This window comes from Streptomyces sp. HUAS YS2 (assembly GCF_033343995.1).
Taxonomy (GTDB): domain Bacteria; phylum Actinomycetota; class Actinomycetes; order Streptomycetales; family Streptomycetaceae; genus Streptomyces; species Streptomyces solicathayae.
Genome location: NZ_CP137573.1, coordinates 3,769,921 through 3,790,203 on the forward strand (window position 1 = coordinate 3,769,921; position 20,283 = coordinate 3,790,203).

Here is a 20,283-nt window from a genome sequence, read left to right on the forward strand (position 1 = left end):
ACAGATGAGCCGGGCGCAACAACAGGATGCGCTGTCCAGGACCGCTCTCGCCGTGTTCCGGCTGAACGGCCAGTTCCTCGCCGTCTCGGAGAGGCTGGCCGAGCCGGCCGGTCTGACGGCCGCCTGGTGGCAGGTGCTGGGCGCCGTACTGCCCGAACCCCTGCCGGTCTCCGGGATCGCCCGGGTCATGGGCATCACCCGGCAGAGCGTCCAGCGGATCGCCGACCTGCTGGTTGCCCAGGGCCTGGCCGCGTACGAGCCCAACCCGGCGCACCGCCGCGCCAAACTCCTCGCCCCCACCCCGGAGGGCCGCGCCGCCGTCCGCCGCATCGACCCGGGCCACGCGGAGCTGGCCGCCCGGATGATGCGGGAACTGGGCGGTCAGGAGGCGTTCGACGAGACGGTACGGGTCCTCGAACGGCTGTCGCGGGCCCTGGACGCGATCGAGGCCGACGCCCCCGCGTGACCCCGCCGGGCCCTCATGTCACGAGAAGCTCGGTCGCGGTGCTGCGCAGGAGCAGGGAGTGGACGAACCTGCCCGGTCCCGTCGGCGGGAACCGCCAGGAGAGCGGCCAGGTGCGGCCTCGGAGGGCGGGGACGGGGACGTAACCCACCTGAGCGGCGTCCGCGTTCAGGCGGGTGACGCCGCGCGGCCAGGCGCGGTGGGTGGTGGAACCGGGCGGGACGAGGAAGTAGACGCTCCGCCGCCCGTTCGCCTCGGCGACCACGGGCCCGGGGTCGCCGCCGGTCAGCTCCTCCATCCAGTCGGCCAGCCGGCGCCCGTCGTCCCCGTCGACCCGCACCGCGTCGAACTGCACGCCCGCTCTGCGGAGTCGGAATCCGGAAACCGGAATCCAGTCCATGGCTTCTGCCCGGTTCGCTGCGTTCACGCGGCCAGTCTCGCGCGTCACCGCAGGGGATCCGGGGCGACCCGGCCGGGCATTCGGCGGCTACCGGGCGGGCGATTCGACGGCGACCGGACCCGGCGATCCGGCGGCTCGTCAGATCACCAGGACGATGCGCCCCAGGCGACCGCCGGACTCCACGCGGCGGTGGGCCTCGGCGGCCTCCTCCAGGGGGAGGACGTCGGCCACGCGGGTGGTGAGCCTGCGCTCGGCGAGGCGCTCCAGCATCTCCTTCAGCCGTGCGCCGTCGGACGTCGTCGCGAACGTGTGGGCCCTGATGTCGCGCTCCGCGGCCGGGACCGAGGCCGCGTGGCCGGCGATGAAGACGCCGCCGTCCTTGACCAGGCGCAGCAGCGGGTCGGCCATGCGGGCCGGGTCGAAGACGCCGTCCACGCCCTCCGGCACGTGCCGGAGCACTTCCGCGACGACGGCCTCCGGACTGTCGCGGCGCACGGTGTGCTCGGCGCCGAGCACCTTCAGCTCGTTCTCGCCGCCCTCGTGGGAGAGTGCGATGACGCGCAGGCCGCGCTCGGCGGCGTGCTGCACGGCGAAGCGGCCGACCACACCGCTCGCGCCGGAGATGAAGACGGTCGAGCCCTCGGGGAGCGAGAGGAGCTCCAGGGCCTCGTGGGCGGTCTGGGAGCTGAACGGGACGGACACCGCGTCCACCACGTCCACCTCGTCGGGCACCGGGGCCAGCCAGACCGGGTCGACGGTGATGACCTCCGCGTACGTGCCCCGCCCGGGCCGCTTGAACCAGGGGACGAAGCCGGCGACGCGCTGCCCCTCCGCCAGTCCGGGGACCGGATCGAGGAGCCGGCCGACGAAGTCGAAGCCCAGCACGAAGGGCGGCTTGAGGTCGGGCATGACGTCGGCGAAGAAGCCCGCACGGATCGCGACATCGGCCTGGTTGACGGTGGTGGCCTTGAGCCGGACCCGTACCTCGCCCGGCACGGCACCGGCCTCCGGTTCGGGCCGGTGGGCCATCCCCAACACTTCCGGACCGCCGTAGGCGGACACTTCGACCACGCGCATCGGGGTTCCTCTCGGACGGATCGGGACGGATCGGGCTGATCGGACGACAGGCCCCCTCGTGGCCATTGAACCCATGGCCCGCATCACCGGCAACGCGGACGACGCCGGACGGGGACGCGACAGGGGAGGCGAACGGGGCCAAGGGGGCAACGGGTGTCTGGCATGCTCTGTCGACGTGGACCCCTTGAATCCCGAAGACCCGGTCGCCATCGGCCCGTTCCGCCTGCTCGGCCGGCTCGGCGTCGGCGGGATGGGCCGGGTCTTCCTGGCCCGCTCGACCGGCGGGCGGACCGTGGCGGTCAAGGTCGTGCACGCCGAGCTGGCGGAGCAGGACGAGTTCCGGCGGCGCTTCACCCGCGAGGTGGCGGCCCTCGAGCGGGTCGGCGGGACCGGCACGGCGCCGGTGCTCGGCTCGGACACCGCGGCGGAGGCGCCGTGGGTGGCGATCGGGTACGTACCAGGGCCGTCGCTGCGGACCGTGGTGGCCGACGAGTCGGGGCCGCTGCCGCCCCCGTCGGTACGGGCCCTGGCGGCCGGGCTCGCCCGGGCACTCACCCACATCCACGCCGCCGGTCTCGTCCACCGCGACCTGAAGCCGTCGAACGTGCTGCTCACCGTCGACGGCCCGCAGATCATCGACTTCGGCATCGCACGCGCCGTCGACACCATCACCGACGGCGGCCTGACCAGCACCGGCGCGGTCGTGGGCTCGCCCGGGTTCATGTCCCCGGAGCAGGTGCGCGGGGAGCGGCTCACCCCGGCCTCGGACGTGTTCTGCCTGGGCTCGGTGCTGGTGTACGCGGCGACCGGGCGGGCGCCGTTCGGGACGGCGGACAGCGGCGTGCACGCGACGATGTTCCGGATCGCCCACGACGAGCCCGACCTGACCGGGCTGCCGCCCGAACTCGCCGGTCTGGCCCGGGCCTGTCTGGCGAAGGACCCTGCGGACCGCCCGTCGGCCGAGGAACTCGTCGGGACGCTCGTCGTCCCCGAGCCGTGGCTCCCGGCGGAGGTCCTCGCACGCCTCGGCCGGCACGCGGCCCGGGCCCTGGAGGCCGAGGGGGCGGCGACCGCTCGCCCCGAGATCCCGGCAGCGGACCCTGGGCCCGAGCCCGGGCGCCCCCGCCGCAAGAGGCTCGTCGCCCTGACCGCCGCGCTCGCCGTGGCCGTGGCCTCGCTCGCGTACGTCTTCTGGCCCGACCCCACCACCGGCATCGACGAGCAGAAGAACCGCCCCCGCGGCACCACCGACGGCGTCGCCGCAAGGCCCGCCGGCATCGTCCCGGGGGCCTTCCTCGGTGCGTGGGAGGGCGTCCTGAAGGGCTCCGCGGAGGTCCCGTACGAAACGGCCCGCATCGAGATCACCCAGGGCGCGGCCGGCTCGAAGGCGGCCGTGTACGTCATGGTCACCGGCGAGAAGCTGTGCATGGGCCGCTCCGTGCTGGTCTCCGCGAACCAGGACAAGGTCGTCCTCGGCGAGGCCGACGTCACCACCAGCGTCCCGGCCGGGCGCTGCACCCCCGCCGCCCGCCAGACGCTGACCCTGCGCGGCTCCAACGTCCTGGAATGGAGTTCCGGGACGGTCAAGGCCACCTTCCGCAAGGCGCGCACGGGCACGGACGTCGTCCCCGCGGCCTTCCTCGGCCGATGGAAGCAGGTCCCCCTGGCCGGGACGGCGTCCGCCGACGCCGACCGCTACGACTACCGGCTCACCATCACCCAAGGGCCCGTCGGGGCGCAGCTGGTCCGGCTCGAGCAGTCCAACCCGCGTACCGACTCCGAGGGCAACCTCACCGGCGAGTCCTACGCCTGCCACACAACCGCCGTCCTCGGCGGCACCTCCCCGTACCTGATCCTCGGCCCGGAGATCCGCGACCCCGAGAACTGGGACGCCAAGGACTGCGCCGAGAACGGCGCGTCCAACCTCCGCATCGAGCGCGTCGACGGCAAGGAGCGGCTGTTCGTCTACAGCATGCAGGGGGACAGCGAGCCGGGTGAGTTCGCCCGGCCGTAGGACGCCGGGACGCGTGAAGGGCCCGTCCCCCATCGGGGGGACGGGCCCTTCACGGACGTACTGCCTACAAGAACGAGTTGATCTCGATCGTCTCGTCGCGGCCGGGGCCGACGCCGATCGCGGAGATCGGGGCGCCCGACATCTCCTCCAGGGCCTTCACGTACGCCTGCGCGTTCTTCGGCAGGTCGGCGAAGGTCTTGGCCTTGGTGATGTCCTCGGACCAGCCCGGCAGCATCTCGTAGACCGGCTTCGCGTGGTGGAAGTCGGTCTGCGAGTAGGGCAGCTCCTCGACGCGCTTGCCGTCGATCTCGTAGGCGACGCAGACCGGGATCTGCTCCCAGCCGGTGAGCACGTCGAGCTTGGTGAGGAAGAAGTCCGTCAGGCCGTTGACGCGGGTCGCGTAGCGGGCGATGACCGCGTCGAACCAGCCGCAGCGGCGGTCACGGCCGGTGGTGACGCCCCGCTCGCCGCCGATGCGGCGCAGCGCCTCGCCGTCCTCGTCGAACAGCTCGGTCGGGAACGGGCCGGCGCCGACACGGGTGGTGTACGCCTTGAGGATGCCGATGACCCGGCTGATCTTCGTCGGACCCACGCCCGCGCCGGTGCAGGCACCGCCGGCGGTCGGGTTCGAGGAGGTGACGAAGGGGTACGTGCCGTGGTCGACGTCGAGCAGGGTGCCCTGACCGCCCTCGAAGAGCACGACCTTGTCGTCGTCGAGGGCCTTGTTGAGGATCAGCGTGGTGTCGGCGACGAACGGCTTGATCTGCTCCGCGTACTGGAGCATCTCCTCGACGATCTGCCCGGCCTCGATCGCCCGGCGGTTGTACAGCTTGGCGAGCAGCTGGTTCTTGCCCTCCAGCGCCGCCTCGACCTTCTGGGTGAGGATCGACTCGTCGTACAGGTCCTGGACCCGGATGCCCACGCGGTTGATCTTGTCGGCGTAGGTCGGGCCGATGCCCCGGCCGGTGGTGCCGATCTTGCGCTTGCCGAGGAACCGTTCCGTCACCTTGTCGAGGGTGACGTTGTACGGGGTGATCAAGTGAGCATTACCGCTGATCAGGAGCTTGGACGTGTCGACGCCGCGCTCGTTCAGCCCGCTCAGCTCGGAGAGCAGGACCGCCGGGTCGACGACGACACCGTTTCCGATGACCGGGGTACACCCCGGCGACAGGATTCCGGAAGGGAGAAGATGCAGCGCGTACTTCTGGTCGCCGACGACGACCGTGTGGCCGGCATTGTTGCCGCCCTGGTAACGCACCACATAGTCCACGGAGCCACCGAGCAGGTCGGTGGCCTTTCCCTTGCCCTCGTCACCCCACTGAGCACCGAGCAGCACAAGTGCGGGCACAGGCGTACACCCCTTCCGGGCGGGGCATGTCCAAGGTCAGGGGGCGTACGCCGCCTCACCGGTGTGCCCCGGAATAGACGAAGCCCCTGGCGCAATAGCGCAAGGGGCTCTTGCACAAAGATGCTACCCGAGGAAGGACCGAGGTGTCGGATCACGACCAGCTGCTGGTCATCGTCGACCCGGTCGCCCGCCGAAGTGACGGCGAGTCCGTGCGGATCGCGAAAGATGTGTTGTGTGCGGCCGCGGAAACGAAGATCTGCCTGCCGGACAGCCCCGAGGAATTCACCCGGGCCCTGGCCCGGCGGGGCTCGCGCCGCCCCGTCGTGGTCGGCGACGACCGGGCGCTGCTACGGACGGTGACGCTGCTGCACCGGGAGCGTGAGCTCGCGCAGGGCGCGCTGTCGGTCGTCCCGATCGGCGCGCCGGGATCACTCGAAGTGGCCAGGTCGCTCGGCGTGCCGCCGGGCGCGGTGGCGGCGGCACGGACGGTGGTCGACGGCGTGGCGCGCCGCCTGGACCTGCTGGTCGACGACGGCGACGGCGTGGTGCTCGGCGGAGTGCGGATCCCGGCGACGCCAGGGCCCGCCGCGGTCGCGGCGCCGCCGCCCGCGACGATGTGGGACACCTGCCGCACGCTGGTGCGCACCCTCGTCAGGACCGTCCCCGCGCAGGGCGGCCTCCGCACCCACCGGCTCCGGGTGGAGGCTGACGGGGTGCTGCTCAGCGACGTGGACGAGCCGGTGGAGGCGGTGACCGTACGCTCCCTCGGCGGCATCGCCGAGGTCGTCGTACGCCCCCCGCACGCGCCGCCGCTGCGCGCCGAGGCCCGCACCCTCACGGTCTCCGGCCCGGACTTCCGCTACCACGCGGACTCCCGCACCTCCCCGCTCGTCCGCGCACGCACCTGGACGGTCCGCGAAGGAGCGTGGAGCCTGACCCTGCCGCCCGTTCCAGCGGGGGCGGGAGAGGTCTGGGGCGGGACACCGGACAGACCCTAGGCCCGGGTCTTCGCCGCGAGGTGCTCGCGCCATCGGTCCATGGTGGCGAGCATCTCCTTCTGGAGGAACTCGAAGAACTCGGCCGTCTCGGCGGTGCGGGCGCCCGCCGGGGTGTCGGGGCCGAGGATCTCCGCGCCGTCGCGGAGGACCTTCTCCCAGCGGGTCAGGATCTGGTCGCGGCGGGTGAAGGTCTCGTACCAGACGCCGTTGTGGAGCACGTAGCGGTCGCGGCGGGTGCCCGGGTCGCGTTCACGGCTGACCATGCCGACCTGGGTGAGGTACCGGACCGCGCCCGAGATGGCCGCCGGGCTGATCTGGAGCTGCTCGGCCAGCTCGGCCGAGGTCAGCGCGCCCGCCTCGGAGGCGAGCAGGGCGGCGAAGACGCGGGACGCCATGCGCTGCATGCCGGCCTGCGTCAGTTCGGCGGCGAAGCGCTCGACGAACCGGGCCACGTCCTCTTCGTTGCTGGTCATGCCGCTCATGGTCTCCCTCGTTCACCTTGGCGCCTCGACTTTATACGCTTTCTTAACTTCACAAGTTTGTGAAATGAGTGTACGTTCTGAAGCATGACGAAGGCAATCACCGTCTCCGGACTGCACAAGTCGTTCGGGCGGACGCATGCGCTGGACGGCCTCGACCTCACGGTCGAGACCGGCGAGGTCCACGGCTTCCTCGGACCCAACGGGTCCGGGAAGTCCACCACCATCCGAGTCCTGCTGGGTCTGCTGCGCGCCGACGCCGGCGCGGCCCAGCTGCTCGGCCGGGACCCGTGGCAGGACGCGGTCGAACTGCACCGCCGCATCGCCTACGTCCCCGGCGACGTGACGCTGTGGCGCAACCTCTCCGGCGGCGAGGTCATCGACCTGTTCGGCCGGCTGCGCGGCGGGCTGGACAAGGCGCGGCGGGCCGAGCTGATCGAGCGGTTCGAGCTCGACCCGACGAAGAAGGGGCGGACGTACTCCAAGGGCAACCGGCAGAAGGTCGCCCTCGTCGCCGCCTTCGCCTCCGACGTCGACCTGCTGATCCTCGACGAGCCCACCAGCGGCCTGGACCCGCTGATGGAGGAGGTCTTCCAGAGCTGCGTCGCCGAGGCGCGCGACCGGGGCGCGACGGTGCTGCTCTCCTCGCACATCCTCAGCGAGGTCGAGACCCTCTGCGACCGGGTCAGCATCATCCGCAAGGGCCGGACCGTGGAGAGCGGTTCGCTCGCCGACCTGCGCCACCTCACCCGAACCAGCGTCAGCGCCGAACTCTCCGGCGCGCCGAACGGGCTGGCCCACCTGCCCGGCGTGCACGACCTGGACGTGCAGGGGAACCGGGTCAAGCTCCAGGTCGAGACCGACCAGCTGGACGCGGTACTGCGGTCCCTGACCGCGTCCGGGGTGCGCTCGCTGACCAGCACCCCGCCCACCCTGGAGGAGCTGTTCCTCCGTCACTACGCGGACGACGAGGCGATGGCGCGATGAGTACGCTCGCGGTTCCCCTGACCGGCACCGGCACCCTGGCCCGGCTCGCGCTGCGGCGCGACCGGCTGATGATGCCGCTGTGGGTGCTGGTCGTCGGCGGCATGGTCGCCAGCGGCGTCGGCTCGCTGCAGAGCCTGTACGGCACCGACGCCGCGCGGGCCCAGCTGGCCGGCTCGATGAACGCCAACAGCTCGCTGCGGTCGCTGTACGGACCGGTCTTCGACGACTCGATCGGCGGCCTCGTCGCCTGGCGGTTCGGGGTCTTCGCCGCGACGCTCGCGGCCGTGATGAGCCTGATCGTCGTCGTCCGGCACACCCGGGAGGAAGAGGAGACCGGCCGTCAGGAGATGCTCGCGGCCGGCGCGGTGGGGCGGCGGGCGCCGCTCACGGCGGCGCTGCTGGCCGCGCTCGTCGCCAACACGGCCGTCGCGCTGATCGTCACGGCCGGCCTGGCCGGCCAGGGCGCCGGCGGCGCGCTCGCCCTCGGGCTCGCGGTGGGCGGGACCGGCATGCTGTTCGCCGCGACGGCCGCGATCGTCGCGCAACTCACCGAGAGCGCGCGGCTCGCGAAGGGGCTGTCGGGCGCGGTGCTCGGACTCGCCTTCGTGCTGCGCGCCGCGGGCGACGCGGGGACGGCCGACGGCAGCTCCGTGCTGACCTGGCTGTCGCCGGTCGGCTGGGCGGAGAACGTCCGGGCGTACGCCGACGAGCGCTGGTGGGTGCTGCTGCTGATCGCGGCGGCGGTGGTCGTCCAGACGGCGATCGCGTACGTACTGACCGGCCGGCGCGACGTCGGCATGAGCTTCCTGCCGGCCCGGCCGGGCCCGGCCGAGGGGCGGCTCGCGACGGCCGGCGGGCTGGCCTGGCGGCTGCAGCGGGGCACCCTGCTGGGCTGGTCGCTCGGGTTCCTGGTGGTGGGCTTGGTCTTCGGCGGCATGGTCGAGGGCGCGGCGGACATCGTCGGGGACAACGAGCAGGCGAAGGAGATCTTCGAGCGGATGGGCGGGCAGAGCGCCCTGACGGACGCCTTCCTCGCCACCATGGTCGGCATGTTCGGGATGATCGCGGCCCTGTACGTGGTCGGCTCGGTGCTGCGGCTGCACGGCGAGGAGACCTCGCAGCGCGCCGAACCGCTCCTGGCGAACGCGCTGGGCCGGCTGCGCTGGGCGGCCGGGCACCTGGTGATCGCGTTCGCCGGCACGGCGCTGATCATGACGCTGGCTGCGGTCGGCCTGTACGCCTCGTACGGCAAGGACTTCGGGGCGATCCTCGGCGCGGCGCTGGCCCAACTGCCCGCCGTCTGGGTGCTGGGCGGTCTCGCGGTCCTGCTGTGGGGCGCGGTCCCGAAGGCGGCGGCCGCGGCCTGGGGCGCGGCCGGACTGGCGCTGGTCCTGGGGTGGATCGGCCCGGCGCTGAACCTCCCGCAGACCGTGCTGGACATCTCGCCCTTCGGCCACCTGCCGAAGCTGCCGGGCCCGTCGATGACCTGGACGCCGCTGGTCGTCCTCACCGCCCTGGCGGTGGCCCTGACGGCGGCCGGCCTGTGGCGGCTCCGCCGCCGCGACGCGGGCTGCTGAACCGGGCGGACGGCGCGGGGGAGCGGGACGAGGGACGGAGCGGGGGCCGGGTCGGGAGTCGACCGGCCCCCGCTCCGTCACAGCTCCACGAGGAGTTCGTCGACGCCCCGGATCACGTAGCCCGGCTTCCACACCGGTTCCGCCGCGAGGCGGAGCGAGGGCGCGCGGTGGAGGAGTTCCGCGAAGACCGCGGACAGCTCCACCCGCGCCAGCGGCGCGCCCAGGCAGTAGTGGATCCCCGCGCCGAAGGTGATGTGCGGGTTGTCCACGCGGGTCAGGTCCAGCACGTCGGCCGTCGGCCCGAACCGCGCCGGGTCCCGGTTCGCCGAGCCGAACAGCAGCGCCACCTCCGAGCCACGCGGGATCACCTGGCCGCCGACCTCGATGTCGTCCAGCACCCAGCGCTCGAACATCTGCAGCGGGGTGTCGTACCGCAGCAGTTCTTCCACAGCTGTGGACAACTTTTCGGGATCCGGCAGCACGCCCTCCCTGAGCAGCGTCCACCAGCCGTTGACCGTGGTGTTCACCGTGGCCTCGTGGCCCGCGTTCAGCAGCAGCACGCAGGTGGAGATCATCTCCTGCTCGGTCAGATCCTCCACGCCGATCAGCCCCGAGATCAGGTCGTCCCCCGGACTCTTCCGCCGCCGCTCGATCAACTCCCGCAGGTAGTCCGAGAACTCGATCGACGCCCGGACCGCCTGCCGGGCCGTCTCCTCCGAGGGATTCAGCTCGAACATCCCGCAGATCGCGGCCGACCAGGGCCGCAGCCGGCCCCGCTCCTCCTCTCCCTCCGGGATTCCCAGCATCTCGGCGATCACCGCGACCGGCAGCGGCTCGGCGACCTCCGCGAGCAGGTCCCCGCCGCCCCGCTCCACAAGGCCCCCGACCAGGCCGGCGGCGAGCCGGCGCACCGTCGGCACCAGGTTCTCCACCGTCCGCGGCGTGAACGCCTTGGAGACCAGCCGCCGGATCCGCGTGTGGTCCGCCCCCTCCAGGTCGAGCAGCCCGTGGTCGTTGAGCGTGTGGAACGGCTCGTGCGCCGCGTCCGGTGCCTCCCGTCCGAACTCCTCATGGGTGAAGCGGTGCGTGTACGTGCGCCCGAGCCGCCGGTCCCGCAGCAACGCCGACACGTCCTCGTAGTGCGGGATCAGCCACTGCCGGGTCGGCGCGTACCAGTGGGCGCGTCCGGTCGCCCGCAACTCGGCGTAGGCGGGGTAGGGGTCGGCGACGAACTCCGGTGACCAGGGGTCGAAAGCAACGTCCATGCCCGGACGCTACCCGCCCACCTGCACCAGCCTCGCCTCGTACGCGAACACCGCCGCCTGTGTCCGGTCCCGCAGGCCCAGCTTCACCAGGATCCGGCTCACATGCGTCTTGATGGTCGACTCGGCCACCACCAGGTGGTCCGCTATCTCCTGGTTGGACAGACCCTGCGCGATCAGCACGAGCACCTCCGTCTCCCGCTCGGTCAGATCCCCGATCTGCGAGAGCGCCGGCGGCCGGGGCGACCCGGCGGCCTTGGCGAACTCGGTGATCAGCCGCTTCGTCACCGTCGGCGCGAGCAGCGCCTCGCCCGCCGCGACCACCCGTACGCCCTCCGCCAGTTGCCGGGCCGAGGCGTCCTTCAGCAGGAAGCCCGAGGCCCCGGCGCGCAGCGCCTGGTACACGTACTCGTCGAGGTCGAAGGTCGTCAGGACCAGCACCTTCGCCTCCGGGTTCGACGCGACGATCTCCCGGGTCGCCTCGATGCCGTTCAGCTCCGGCATCCGGATGTCCATCAGCACCACGTCCGGCCGCAGTGCCGCCACCTGCGCGATCGCCTCCCGCCCGTTCACCGCCTCGCCGACGACCTCGATGTCCGGCATCGCGCCGAGCAGCACCGAGAAGCCCTCCCGGACCATCATCTGGTCGTCCACGATCAGCACTCCGATCACTGGCCGGCCTCCTCTCGCGGCACCGGGATGAACGCGGTCACCTCGTAGCCGCCGCTGTCCGTCTGCCCGGCGTCCATCTCACCGCCCAGCATCGTCACCCGCTCCCGCATCCCGGTGATCCCGTGCCCGGCCCCCGGCGACGGCTTGACCATCGCCACCGCCGGCCGCGCGTTCACCACGCGCAGCCCCAGACCGCCGAGCACATAGCTCACCTCGACCTTGGCGGACGCCCCCGAGGCGTGCCGGAGCACGTTGCTGAGCGCCTCCTGGACTATCCGGTACGCCGACAGTTCCACGCCCTGCGGCAGCTCGCGCACCGCACCCGTGACCGTCTTCTCCACGTCCAGCCCGGCCTCCCGCACGTTGCCGATCAGCCCGTCGAGATCGGCGAGCGTCGGCTGCGGGGCGTCGGGGGCCTCGTAGTCCTCCGCACGGACGACCCCGAGGACCCGGCGCAGCTCGGTCAGCGCCGCCACCGCGTTCTCCCGGATCGTGGCGAACGCCTGCTCCAGCTCCGGCGGCGGGTTCTCCACCCGGTACGGGGCGGCCTCCGCCTGGATGGCGACGACCGACATGTGGTGCGCGACCACGTCGTGCAGCTCGCGCGCGATGGTGGTGCGCTCCTCCAGCAGGGTCCGCTTCGACCGCTCGACGGCCGTCACGGACTGCTGGGCGGTGACCTCGGCGGCGGCCTGGCGGCGCACCTGGAGGACGGTCACGACGAGCAGCGCGAGCGCGGCGACGAACAGCAGCGGCACGGAGTCGCTCGTGCGTCCGATGCCGAGGAACGTCTCGGCGAACAGGGCGTAGCCGGCGGTCGCGGCCCACATCCAGGCGGCGGTGCGGGGGCGGGTGCGGGCGGCGACGACGGTCAGCACGAGGACGTGCGCGGCGAAGCCGTTCGGCGACCAGGGCCAGCCGTCGGGTGAGCCGATGACTCCGATGAACGGGGTCGCCAGGAGCGAGGCCCAGAAGGCGAACACCGGCCGGACGAGGGTGAGCAGCACGATCCCGGCGGGAATCGCGGCGATCCCGAGCGCCATGGCCCCGGTGCCGCTGATCGCGCCGAGGCCGATCAGGAAGACCATGAAGGCGCCCCAGGCCACCGCGGCGTGCGGAAGGTACCCGGTGTAGGCACGTATGCCCTCCGGAAGGTGCCGGGTGAGGCCGCGGTCGACGTCCATCCGCGGCAGCGGCCGGTACGCGAAGGCGTTGTGGAAGAGGTCCTCGCGCAGTCCGCCGAGCGCGCCCATGGCCAGGCGGAACTCGGGGCTGCGCTTGTCGTCGAGTGGAATGCGCGTCGTCTCGGTCACGTCAGCCAAGGTACGGGCGGTGCGGGGGTCGGGTCGTCCGGCTGAATGCGGATCCTTCGCCCTCCGTCGCAGGTACTACACGGACGACTGACGCCGGTCGGCGGCCGGTCGGTCGGCCGCCGGTACCCCGGGCCGCTAGTAGCCCGCGGGCCGCACCAGACCCGTCTCGTACGCGAAGACCGCCGCCTGTGTGCGGTCCCGGAGGCCCAGCTTCACCAGGATCCGGCCCACGTGCGTCTTCACCGTCTGCTCGGCCACCACCAACTGCCGCGCGATCTCCGCGTTCGACAGGCCCTGCGCGATCAGCGCGAGCACCTCCGTCTCCCGCTCCGTCAGCTCCCCCACCCGCCGCATCAGCGGCACGCGGGGCGCCTCACCGCTCAGCCGGGAGAACTCGGCGATCAGCCGCCGGGTGATCCCCGGGGACAGCAGCGCCTCCCCGGCCGCCACGACCCGGACCGCCTCCGCCAACTGGTCGGCCGAGGCGTCCTTGAGGAGGAATCCGGACGCGCCTGCGCGCAGCGCCTCGTAGACGTACTCGTCGAGGTCGAAGGTGGTCAGCACCAGAACGCGTATGCCGGGGTGGGCCGCGGTGATCCGGCGCGTCGCCTCGATGCCGCCGAGCTCCGGCATCCGGATGTCCATCAGGACCACGTCCGGCAGCGTCTCGGCCACCCGTGCGACGGCGTCGAGGCCGTCCACCGCCTGGCCGACGACCTCCAGGCCCGGCTCGGCGTTCAGCAGCACCGTGAAACCCTGCCGGACCATCATCTGGTCGTCGGCTATCAGCACCCGGATCGTCCCGGCCGTCATGCTCTCTCCCCCTCCGTCGGCAGGAACGCCGACACCTCGTAACCGCCGTCGGGCGTCGGCCCGGTGGCCAGTTCCCCGCCCAGCATGGCGGTCCGCTCACGCATGCCCAGCAGCCCGTGCCCGGCGCCGGCGCCCACCCCGGCTCCCTTCCGCACCCGACTCCCCTGCGTGCCCGCCGTGTTGGTGACGCGGACCCGCAGCCCCGGCGCGGAGTAGGAGAGTTCCACCCGCGCGGTACCACCCGGCGCGTGCCGGAGCGCGTTGCTCAGCGCCTCCTGGACGATCCGGTACGCCGAGAGTTCCACGCCCGGCGTCGCGGCCCGCCGCTCCCCGACGACCTCGGAGGTCACGTCGAGCCCTGCCGCGCGCGCGTTGTCGAGCAGGGCGTCGAGCCGGTCGAGGGTCGGCAGCGGGGCCTGCGGCGCCGCCTCCGCCGTCCCGTTCGCCTCCTCCGCGCGGAGGACCCCGAGGACGCGGCGGAGTTCGGTGAGCGCGTCGACCGCGTTCCGGCGTATGGCCGCCAGGTTCTCCCGCAGCTCCTCCGGTGGATCCTCGACGAGGTGTGGGGCGACCTGCGCCTGGATGGAGATCACCGACATGTGGTGGGCGACGACGTCGTGCAGCTCGCGCGCTATCCGGCTGCGCTCCTCCAGGATCGTGCGGCGGGTGCGTTCCTCCGCCGTCAGCACCTCCTGCTCGACGAGGCGGACCCCGGCCACGCGCCGGCCGCGCATCGACGCGCCGACGAGGACCACGACCGCGAACGCCAGGGCTGCCGAGGACGCCGTCTGCATGTGCGGGTGGTCTCCGGTGAGCGCTTCGAGCACCGGACCCACGAGCAGGCTGAGCATCAGTGCCTGGGCCGCGACCCGGACCCGGACCCGAAGGGCGAGCAGCAGCAGGACCAGGGCGTGGGCCAGTATCCCGCCGACCGGCCAGGGCCAGGGCCCGTCCCGGAGCCACGGCCACATCGGCACCCCGTCCTCGGTGGCGTACGTCTTCGACAGCACCGCGACCACGACGGCGAGGGTCAGCGAGAACCACAGCGCGTTCAGCGGACGGAAGAGCGCCAGCAGGACGCAGCCGGACTGCGCGGCGACGAGCACGACCGCACCGGCCGCGCTCACGCCCAGACGGGCCGTCAGTTCCTTGAGCTCGTAAGACGCGAGCAGCGCGGCCGTCAGCAGCACCAGTCCGTGCGGCATCCACCGCACCCAGCGCAGCAGCAGGGGTCCGCGCGGCCCGCTCAGCGGCGGCAGCGGGTCGGGTCCGGTCGCGCCGAGATCGGCGCGCAGCACTCGACGCACCTCGGCCGCGATCGTCCGGCCGTCCCCCCTAGGCACGGTGCATCTCCCTCCTCCGGAGGACGGGAGGCGAAGAGGCACCGCCCTTCGGACTCCCGCCCCGCACCCGCGACCCGACTCGCTCCCCCGGCCTCACTCGCTCCCCCGATCCGCCCCGCACCCGTGAACCGCCCCGCACCCGTGACCCGCCCCGCTCCCCCGTCTCGTACGCCCGGAAGGCCGTCCAGCACACCGCCAGCGCCAGCGCGAAAACCGGCAGCCAGGCCAAGCGTGCCAGTATCCAGCCCGCGTCGTCCGGCACCGTGTGCAGCCCGGCCAGCGGCCGGCCGGCCAGCAGGCCCGTCGCGGTGACCGCCATCATCGCCGTCTGGTGCCACAGGAACACCGTCATCGCCGACACGTTGAGCAGCGCGATCGCCGCCCACGCCAGGGGCCTGCGCATCGCCCGGCGCAGCGGTCCGAGCAGGAGTAGCGCGAGACCGCACTGCGCGAGCCCGAAGCAGACGGCGGCGAGCGTCGGCGGGCTGAGGTTGGACACCTCGGCCCCCGGGACGCCGACCATCGACGCGGGATAGCCGCACCCGGCCACCAGGGCGGCGGTCACCGCCGCGCCGGACACCAGCAGGATCCACCCGGCCCGCCGGCTCAGTTCGCCGCGCGCCCACAGCGCACCGAGCGTGTACGGGACGAGCCAGCCGGCCGCCACGTTGATCCAGCCGAGTTCCTGCGGACCGTCGAACCCGAACCGGATCAGGTCCACATGGGCCACGACCGCGAGCGCCCACAGCGGGTGGAGCCGGACGAGCAGCGGGGTCGCGGCGGTCAGGGCGGCGAACACCAGCAGGAACCAGAGCGGGGAGAGCACCAGTTTCCCCAGGGTGTGGACGGTCTGCGGCTCCGCCCCGGCGAGCAGCATCAGGGCCGCCGCCACCGTCCACAGCACGAGCACCGCGACGACCGGACGGAACAGCCGCGCCAGGCGGGCCGTCAGCCAGGCCCGGTACGGCGTGCCGCGCTCCCGGGCGGCGAGGTGGCTGCGCACCCCGACATGACCGCCGACGAAGAAGAACACCGCCAGCGTCTGGAACACCCAGGAGATCGGGGTGAGTTCGGGAAGGTGCTGGAGCGGGCTCGCGGTCCGCAGGGTGCCGGTGTCGGCGACGAGCGCGGTGACCAGCCAGTGCCCCAGGACCACCCCGAGGATGGCCAGGGCCCTCAAGGCGTCGACGGCCCGGTCGCGCCCGGGCGGGGTCGCCTCGTCGATCCGCCGCGCCGCGTCACGAACGGCCGCCGCAACGCCTCGCCCAGGCCAGCGAACGGCCGCCGCAACGCCTCGCCCAGGCCCACGGACGCTCGCCGCCACGCCTCGCCCCCGCACACGATCGGTCGCCATCACGCCACGTCCCCCTTCACGATCCGGGCGATGCTGCGCAGCGGCACCGTCCCCGCCTCCAGGTAGTCGCCGTGCCCGCCGTCCCCGGCGGCGAACGGCCGCGCGCCGAAGGATGGTTCGGACGGGTCCGGGCCGAGCCCGAGCTTCGTGCCGAACACCTCGACGTCCACGTGCGGCACCCGCGCGATCCAGTCGTCCGCGCCCCGCCCGACCCACACCCGCGCCGCGGTCCCGAGCCCCGCGGCCGTGTCGGCGCCGGTGCCGGGGCTGCCGTACAGAACGAGGTCGGTGACGTCGAGGCCGCGCGCGGCCCGGCCGCAGACCACGGACCCGTACGAATGGCAGAGCGCGGACATCCGCGCGTCCGGGTTGAAGGACCTCAGCAGGCCCATGAACGCCCGGAGTTCCGGCGCGGCCTCGTCGGCCCGGCCCGGAGTGAGCACCTCCGGGCCGACCGTTTCGGGGGTGTCGTAGCCGAGCCAGGCGACCACCGCCGCGTCCGGTCCGAGCTCCGCGCTCAGCGCGGCCGCGCCGCGCCTGAACCGGCCGCCGTACGTGTCGAGGTTGACGTCCGAGCCGGGGACCAGCACGGCGATCCGCCGGGCCCGCTCCAGGTCGCCGAACACCTCGACGATCCGCCCGGTGCCGTGCCCGTCGAAGGCGAGCAGCCGGCGGTCGGCGGCGGCCAGGGCGCGCAGTCGCCCGGCGCGCCTGCGGTCGCCGTGCGCCTCGGCCGTGCGTGCGGCCTCGGCGACGGCGACCCGGTTGGCCGCGTACCGCGCCTGTGGGGTGTCGCCCGCGTCGAACACGACGGCGGCGGGCGCGGGGATCCCCGCCCGGGTCGCCGCACCGGACACCGGAACGGCGACCGCGGCGACGACGAGCGAGGCGAGCAGCGTGCGACGGAGCCGGTTCGTGTTCATGCCCCGAAGCTACGAACCGGCCCTGGTAGCGGGCATCACACCAGGGGGGACACTTCCCACGTAGCTCTCAGGTATGACGGGTACGACTCCCGGCCGCCTCAACTGCCGTTCCGTAGCACCCGACTGTCGACCCGGGACGTACGACCCCGGGTCAGATCCGCTCCATCACCATGCCAGTTGGGCGATCTCCTCCGCGACGACCGCGCACGCGTCCGCCGCCGGATCGATCAGCGGGAAGTGGCCGATGTCCTCCAGAAGGGTCAGCCCCACCGTCTCGCCGGCCTTCGCCGCCGCCTCCACGTACGCGTCCGCGACCTCCGCCGGCACCACGATGTCCTCGCGGCCCTGCACGATCGTGGTCGCGATCCCCGTCGGCAGCAGCGCGGCCGGATCCGCGTACGGCATCCGGCCCTCAGCCTCCGCCTCGCCGCCGAGCAGCTGGGTCACCGCGCCGCCGCACACGTCCAGTTCCACGGCCCGCGCGAAGTGCCCGATCGGGGCGAGGGCGACGACACCGCGCAGCGCCGGCGCGGCGGGCAGCCGCCACGGCGAGCCCTGCGGAAGGACGTGCCGGGCCGCGGCCCACAGGGCCAGATGCCCGCCCGCCGAGTGCCCGGTGAGCACGATCCTGCGCGGGTCGGCCTGCGGCAGGTGCGCGGCGGCGAGGTCCGGTACGGCGTCCAGCGCGGCGGCCACGTCGTCGAAGGTCTCCGGCCAGCGGCCGGCGACCGGCGCCGTGCCGCCCTGCCGGGGGATGTCGCTGCCGCGTCGGTACTCGACGCTGGCGACGGCGAAGCCGTGGCGCGCCAGAAAGTCCACGAAAGGGGTCAGGTGCTGCCGGTCGTAGGGTGCCCGCCACGCTCCGCCGTGCAGCGCGACGACGAGCGGGGCCTGCTGTCTGCCGTCGCGCGGGGCGTAGAAGTCGACGACCTGGTCCGGGTGTTCGCCGTACGGGGCGGACGCGTCAGGGGCGACGGCCGGGTGCGAGAAGGCCGATGCTTCTTCGGCGGCGTCGCGTGCGGCGGGATCCGGCATGGCTGTGCCAACCTCTCGGGGACGGGGCCGAATCGGCCTGACCTGCGGGGACGGTACCAAAAGCAACACCCCCGCAGATCAGGCGATCATCAGGCCATCAAGCCATCAGACGGTCACGCCGTCAGGCCGCGACGCCCAGGTCGGTGACGACCTCCGCCAGCACCCGCGCCGCCCGCTCGGCGTCCGCGAAGCCGACGTACAGCGGCGTGAAGCCGAAGCGCAGCACGTCCGGCCTGCGCAGATCGCCGACGACGCCGCGCGCGATCAGCTCCGCCATCACCGCAGGGGCCGCGTCGCAGCGCAGCGCCACCTGACTGCCCCGTTCGGCGTGCGCCGCGGGCGTCAGCGACTCGACCACGCCGTCCGGCACGTACCCCCGGACGCACTCCAGGAAGAAGTCCGTCAGGGCGAGCGACTTGGCGCGCACGTCCTCGATCGCCACCCCGTCCCACACGTCGAGCGCCGACTCCAGGGCCAGCATCGACAGGATGTCGGGAGTGCCGACCCGGCCGCGCGCCGCGCCGTCCGCCGCCGCGTAGCCGGGCGTCATGCCGAACGGGTCGGCGTGCGAGTTCCAGCCGGGCAGCGGCGAATCGAAGACGCCCTGGTGCCGCTCGGCGACGTACAGGTACGCGGGCGAGCCGGGACCGCCGTTCAAGTACTTGTACGTGCAGCCGACCGCCAGGTCGACGCCGTGCGTGTCCAGGCCGACCGGCAGCGCGCCGGCGCTGTGGCACAGGTCCCAGACGGCCAGCGCGCCGGCCGCCCGCACGGCGGCGGTGATGCCGGGCAGGTCGTGCAGTCGGCCGGTGCGGAAGTCCACGTGGTTGACCAGGGCGGCGGCGGTACGCGGCCCGACGGCGCCGGCCACCTCGGCCGGCGCGACGGGCACGATCCGGCGCCCGGTCATGCGGGCCGCGGACTCGGCGATGTACCCGTCCGTGGGAAAGGTCGTCGCGTCGACGAGGATCTCGTCGCGCTCCTCCCCGGCCAGCCGGGCGGCGGCCACGACGGCCTTGAAGACGTTCACGCTGGTCGAGTCGCCGACGACGATCTGCCCGGGGGCCGCGCCGACGAGCGGGGCTATCCGGTCGCCGGTCCGCTCGGGGGCCGTCCACCAGCCGCTCTCGTCCCACGAGCGGATGCGCAGCGCGCCCCACTCACGGGTGATGACGTCGGCCATGCGGGCCGGGACGTGCGCGGGCAGCGCGCCCAGCGAGTTCCCGTCCAGGTACACGGCGGCGTCGAGGGCGAACAGCTCGCGGCGCTTGGCCAGCGGGTCCTCGGAGTCAAGGCGCAGCGCGGTCTCGCGCAAGGTCTCAGACATGGCTGCGCGCCGTCCACAGCTCGGGGAACACGTTCTTCTGCGCCCGCTTCTCCAGCCAGGCCACGCCCGCCGAACCGCCGGTGCCGGTCTTCGAGCCCATGGCCCGCCGGGTGGCGACCAGGTGGTCGTTGCGCCAGCGCCAGACCAGTTCGGCGACGTCGCTGAGCGCCTCGCCGAGCCGCACCAGCTCACCGTTCTGGTCGGGGTCGGCGTAGATACCGGCCCAGACCGTCTCGACCTCGGGCGAGGGCTCGTAGCGCAGCGCCAGGTCGCGGCCGAGGACCGCGTCCGGCACCGGCAGCCCGCGCCGGGCGAGGAGCCGCAGCACCTCGTCGTACAGGCTCGGCTCCTGCAGCGCCTTCTCCAGCTCGGCGTGCACGCGCGGCGCGCCGCGGTGCGGCACCAGCATGGACGCGGACTTCTCGCCGAGCAGGAACTCCATCCGCCGGTACATCGCCGACTGGAAGCCGGAGCCCTCGCCGAGGGCGCCGCGGTAGGCGTTGAACTGTGCCGGGGTGAGCTGGGCGAGCGGCCGCCAGGAGTGGTTCAGGGCCTCCAGCTCGCGCACGGAGCGCTTGAGCGCGTCCAGCGCCACCGGGATCCGGTCCTCGCGCAGGGCGCGGCTCGCGGTCTCCCACTCGTGGACGATCACGGTGAACCACAGCTCCATGACCTGGGTCGTGACCAGGAAGACCATCTCGCCCGGATCGTCGGAGCGGAGGTGCTGGAGGTGGGTGAGAACGTCCGCCTGGACGTAGTCCTCGTACGGCGTGGTGCCCGCGAAGTCGAGGTTCGGGTCATCGACCGAACCGGCTCCGGAGGCATCGGGGAAAGTAGACATTTCTGTCTCCTCGATACGTACTTCCGGGTAGCGGTCCGCTCCTTCCGTGTGACGACG

Annotated in this window: 19 protein-coding genes; 5 read left to right on the forward strand and 14 right to left on the reverse strand. The window is 73.1% G+C overall.

Annotated features, from left to right (window positions below):
- Positions 1–4: 4 nt before the first annotated feature.
- Complete coding sequence (locus tag R2D22_RS17210; protein WP_318104536.1) at positions 5–466, forward strand: MarR family winged helix-turn-helix transcriptional regulator; 462 nt, start codon at positions 5–7, stop codon at positions 464–466.
- Positions 467–479: 13 nt separating this feature from the next.
- On the opposite strand, the gene R2D22_RS17215 is transcribed toward R2D22_RS17210, so the two are convergent.
- Together R2D22_RS17215 and R2D22_RS17220 are read right to left on the reverse strand one after the other, a co-directional pair.
- On the reverse strand, positions 480–890 hold the full coding sequence (locus R2D22_RS17215) for a hypothetical protein (protein WP_411977032.1): 411 nt from the start codon (positions 888–890) through the stop codon (positions 480–482).
- 111 nt (positions 891–1,001) lie between these two features.
- Positions 1,002–1,940, reverse strand: a complete 939-nt coding sequence (locus tag R2D22_RS17220) for an NADP-dependent oxidoreductase (protein ID WP_318104537.1) — start codon at positions 1,938–1,940, stop codon at positions 1,002–1,004.
- Positions 1,941–2,115: 175 nt separating this feature from the next.
- On the opposite strand from R2D22_RS17220, the gene R2D22_RS17225 reads away from it, so the two are divergent.
- Positions 2,116–3,954, forward strand: coding sequence for a serine/threonine-protein kinase (locus tag R2D22_RS17225; protein WP_318104539.1), 1,839 nt, complete (start codon positions 2,116–2,118; stop codon positions 3,952–3,954).
- Positions 3,955–4,018: 64 nt separating this feature from the next.
- On the opposite strand, the gene R2D22_RS17230 is transcribed toward R2D22_RS17225, so the two are convergent.
- Positions 4,019–5,302 carry an adenylosuccinate synthase gene (locus R2D22_RS17230; protein WP_318104541.1) on the reverse strand — a complete coding sequence of 428 codons (1,284 nt, stop codon included), beginning with the start codon at positions 5,300–5,302 and terminating at the stop codon, positions 4,019–4,021.
- A 143-nt stretch (positions 5,303–5,445) separates the two neighbouring features.
- Here R2D22_RS17230 and R2D22_RS17235 point away from each other — a divergent pair, with 143 nt between their 5' ends.
- Complete coding sequence (locus R2D22_RS17235) at positions 5,446–6,300, forward strand: diacylglycerol kinase family protein (RefSeq protein ID WP_318104542.1); 855 nt, start codon at positions 5,446–5,448, stop codon at positions 6,298–6,300.
- Here R2D22_RS17235 and R2D22_RS17240 read toward each other — a convergent pair.
- Positions 6,297–6,773, reverse strand: a complete 477-nt coding sequence (locus R2D22_RS17240) for a GbsR/MarR family transcriptional regulator (protein ID WP_411977033.1) — start codon at positions 6,771–6,773, stop codon at positions 6,297–6,299. The genes R2D22_RS17235 and R2D22_RS17240 overlap by 4 nt on opposite strands.
- 93 nt (positions 6,774–6,866) lie before the next feature.
- Here R2D22_RS17240 and R2D22_RS17245 point away from each other — a divergent pair, with 93 nt between their 5' ends.
- A complete protein-coding gene (locus R2D22_RS17245) occupies positions 6,867–7,766 on the forward strand; it encodes an ABC transporter ATP-binding protein (RefSeq protein WP_318104545.1) in 900 nt (299 codons plus the stop codon).
- On the forward strand, positions 7,763–9,343 hold the full coding sequence (locus tag R2D22_RS17250; RefSeq protein ID WP_318104547.1) for an ABC transporter permease: 1,581 nt from the start codon (positions 7,763–7,765) through the stop codon (positions 9,341–9,343). The genes R2D22_RS17245 and R2D22_RS17250 overlap by 4 nt, the downstream gene beginning before the upstream one ends.
- A gap of 77 nt (positions 9,344–9,420) precedes the next feature.
- Here R2D22_RS17250 and R2D22_RS17255 read toward each other — a convergent pair whose 3' ends face one another.
- The 10 genes from R2D22_RS17255 to R2D22_RS17300 form a co-directional block, all read right to left on the reverse strand.
- Positions 9,421–10,608, reverse strand: a complete 1,188-nt coding sequence (locus R2D22_RS17255; protein ID WP_318104549.1) for a cytochrome P450 — start codon at positions 10,606–10,608, stop codon at positions 9,421–9,423.
- 9 nt (positions 10,609–10,617) lie between these two features.
- Entirely contained in the window at positions 10,618–11,277 is a 660-nt protein-coding gene (locus R2D22_RS17260) for a response regulator (RefSeq protein ID WP_318104550.1), read from the reverse strand.
- Entirely contained in the window at positions 11,274–12,599 is a 1,326-nt protein-coding gene (locus tag R2D22_RS17265; protein WP_411977034.1) for a sensor histidine kinase, read from the reverse strand. The genes R2D22_RS17260 and R2D22_RS17265 overlap by 4 nt, the downstream gene beginning before the upstream one ends.
- 126 nt (positions 12,600–12,725) lie before the next feature.
- Positions 12,726–13,403 (reverse strand): response regulator transcription factor, encoded by a 678-nt coding sequence (locus R2D22_RS17270; protein ID WP_318104552.1) that lies wholly within the window; start codon positions 13,401–13,403, stop codon positions 12,726–12,728.
- On the reverse strand, positions 13,400–14,746 hold the full coding sequence (locus R2D22_RS17275) for a sensor histidine kinase (RefSeq protein ID WP_318104553.1): 1,347 nt from the start codon (positions 14,744–14,746) through the stop codon (positions 13,400–13,402). The genes R2D22_RS17270 and R2D22_RS17275 overlap by 4 nt, the downstream gene beginning before the upstream one ends.
- Positions 14,739–16,100, reverse strand: coding sequence for an acyltransferase family protein (locus R2D22_RS17280; RefSeq protein ID WP_411977035.1), 1,362 nt, complete (start codon positions 16,098–16,100; stop codon positions 14,739–14,741). Before R2D22_RS17280 ends, R2D22_RS17275 begins: the two co-directional genes overlap by 8 nt.
- Positions 16,100–17,023: an alpha/beta hydrolase gene (locus tag R2D22_RS17285; RefSeq protein WP_318104556.1), complete on the reverse strand. Its 924-nt coding sequence runs from the start codon at positions 17,021–17,023 to the stop codon at positions 16,100–16,102. The genes R2D22_RS17280 and R2D22_RS17285 overlap by 1 nt, the downstream gene beginning before the upstream one ends.
- Before the next feature lie 165 nt (positions 17,024–17,188).
- Complete coding sequence (locus R2D22_RS17290) at positions 17,189–18,058, reverse strand: alpha/beta hydrolase (protein ID WP_318104557.1); 870 nt, start codon at positions 18,056–18,058, stop codon at positions 17,189–17,191.
- A 121-nt stretch (positions 18,059–18,179) separates the two neighbouring features.
- Positions 18,180–19,385: a kynureninase gene (gene kynU, locus R2D22_RS17295; protein WP_318104559.1), complete on the reverse strand. Its 1,206-nt coding sequence runs from the start codon at positions 19,383–19,385 to the stop codon at positions 18,180–18,182.
- The gene (locus R2D22_RS17300; protein ID WP_318104561.1) at positions 19,378–20,226 is read right to left on the reverse strand and encodes a tryptophan 2,3-dioxygenase; all 849 of its coding nucleotides are present in this window, start codon (positions 20,224–20,226) and stop codon (positions 19,378–19,380) included. The genes kynU and R2D22_RS17300 overlap by 8 nt, the downstream gene beginning before the upstream one ends.
- Positions 20,227–20,283 lie beyond the last annotated feature (57 nt).

What these genes read in the sequence shown, in the direction of transcription:
- R2D22_RS17210 (WP_318104536.1), top strand. Translation starts at nt 5, where the DNA reads ATGAGCCGGGCGCAACAACAGGATGCGCTGTCCAGGACCGCTCTCGCC.
- R2D22_RS17220 (WP_318104537.1), bottom strand. Translation starts at nt 1,940, where the DNA reads ATGCGCGTGGTCGAAGTGTCCGCCTACGGCGGTCCGGAAGTGTTGGGG.
- R2D22_RS17240 (WP_411977033.1), bottom strand. Translation starts at nt 6,773, where the DNA reads ATGACCAGCAACGAAGAGGACGTGGCCCGGTTCGTCGAGCGCTTCGCC.
- R2D22_RS17245 (WP_318104545.1), top strand. Translation starts at nt 6,867, where the DNA reads ATGACGAAGGCAATCACCGTCTCCGGACTGCACAAGTCGTTCGGGCGG.
- R2D22_RS17250 (WP_318104547.1), top strand. Translation starts at nt 7,763, where the DNA reads ATGAGTACGCTCGCGGTTCCCCTGACCGGCACCGGCACCCTGGCCCGG.
- R2D22_RS17255 (WP_318104549.1), bottom strand. Translation starts at nt 10,608, where the DNA reads ATGGACGTTGCTTTCGACCCCTGGTCACCGGAGTTCGTCGCCGACCCC.
- R2D22_RS17270 (WP_318104552.1), bottom strand. Translation starts at nt 13,403, where the DNA reads ATGACGGCCGGGACGATCCGGGTGCTGATAGCCGACGACCAGATGATG.
- R2D22_RS17280 (WP_411977035.1), bottom strand. Translation starts at nt 16,100, where the DNA reads ATGGCGACCGATCGTGTGCGGGGGCGAGGCGTGGCGGCGAGCGTCCGT.
- R2D22_RS17285 (WP_318104556.1), bottom strand. Translation starts at nt 17,023, where the DNA reads ATGAACACGAACCGGCTCCGTCGCACGCTGCTCGCCTCGCTCGTCGTC.
- R2D22_RS17290 (WP_318104557.1), bottom strand. Translation starts at nt 18,058, where the DNA reads ATGCCGGATCCCGCCGCACGCGACGCCGCCGAAGAAGCATCGGCCTTC.
- kynU (WP_318104559.1), bottom strand. Translation starts at nt 19,385, where the DNA reads ATGTCTGAGACCTTGCGCGAGACCGCGCTGCGCCTTGACTCCGAGGAC.
- R2D22_RS17300 (WP_318104561.1), bottom strand. Translation starts at nt 20,226, where the DNA reads ATGTCTACTTTCCCCGATGCCTCCGGAGCCGGTTCGGTCGATGACCCG.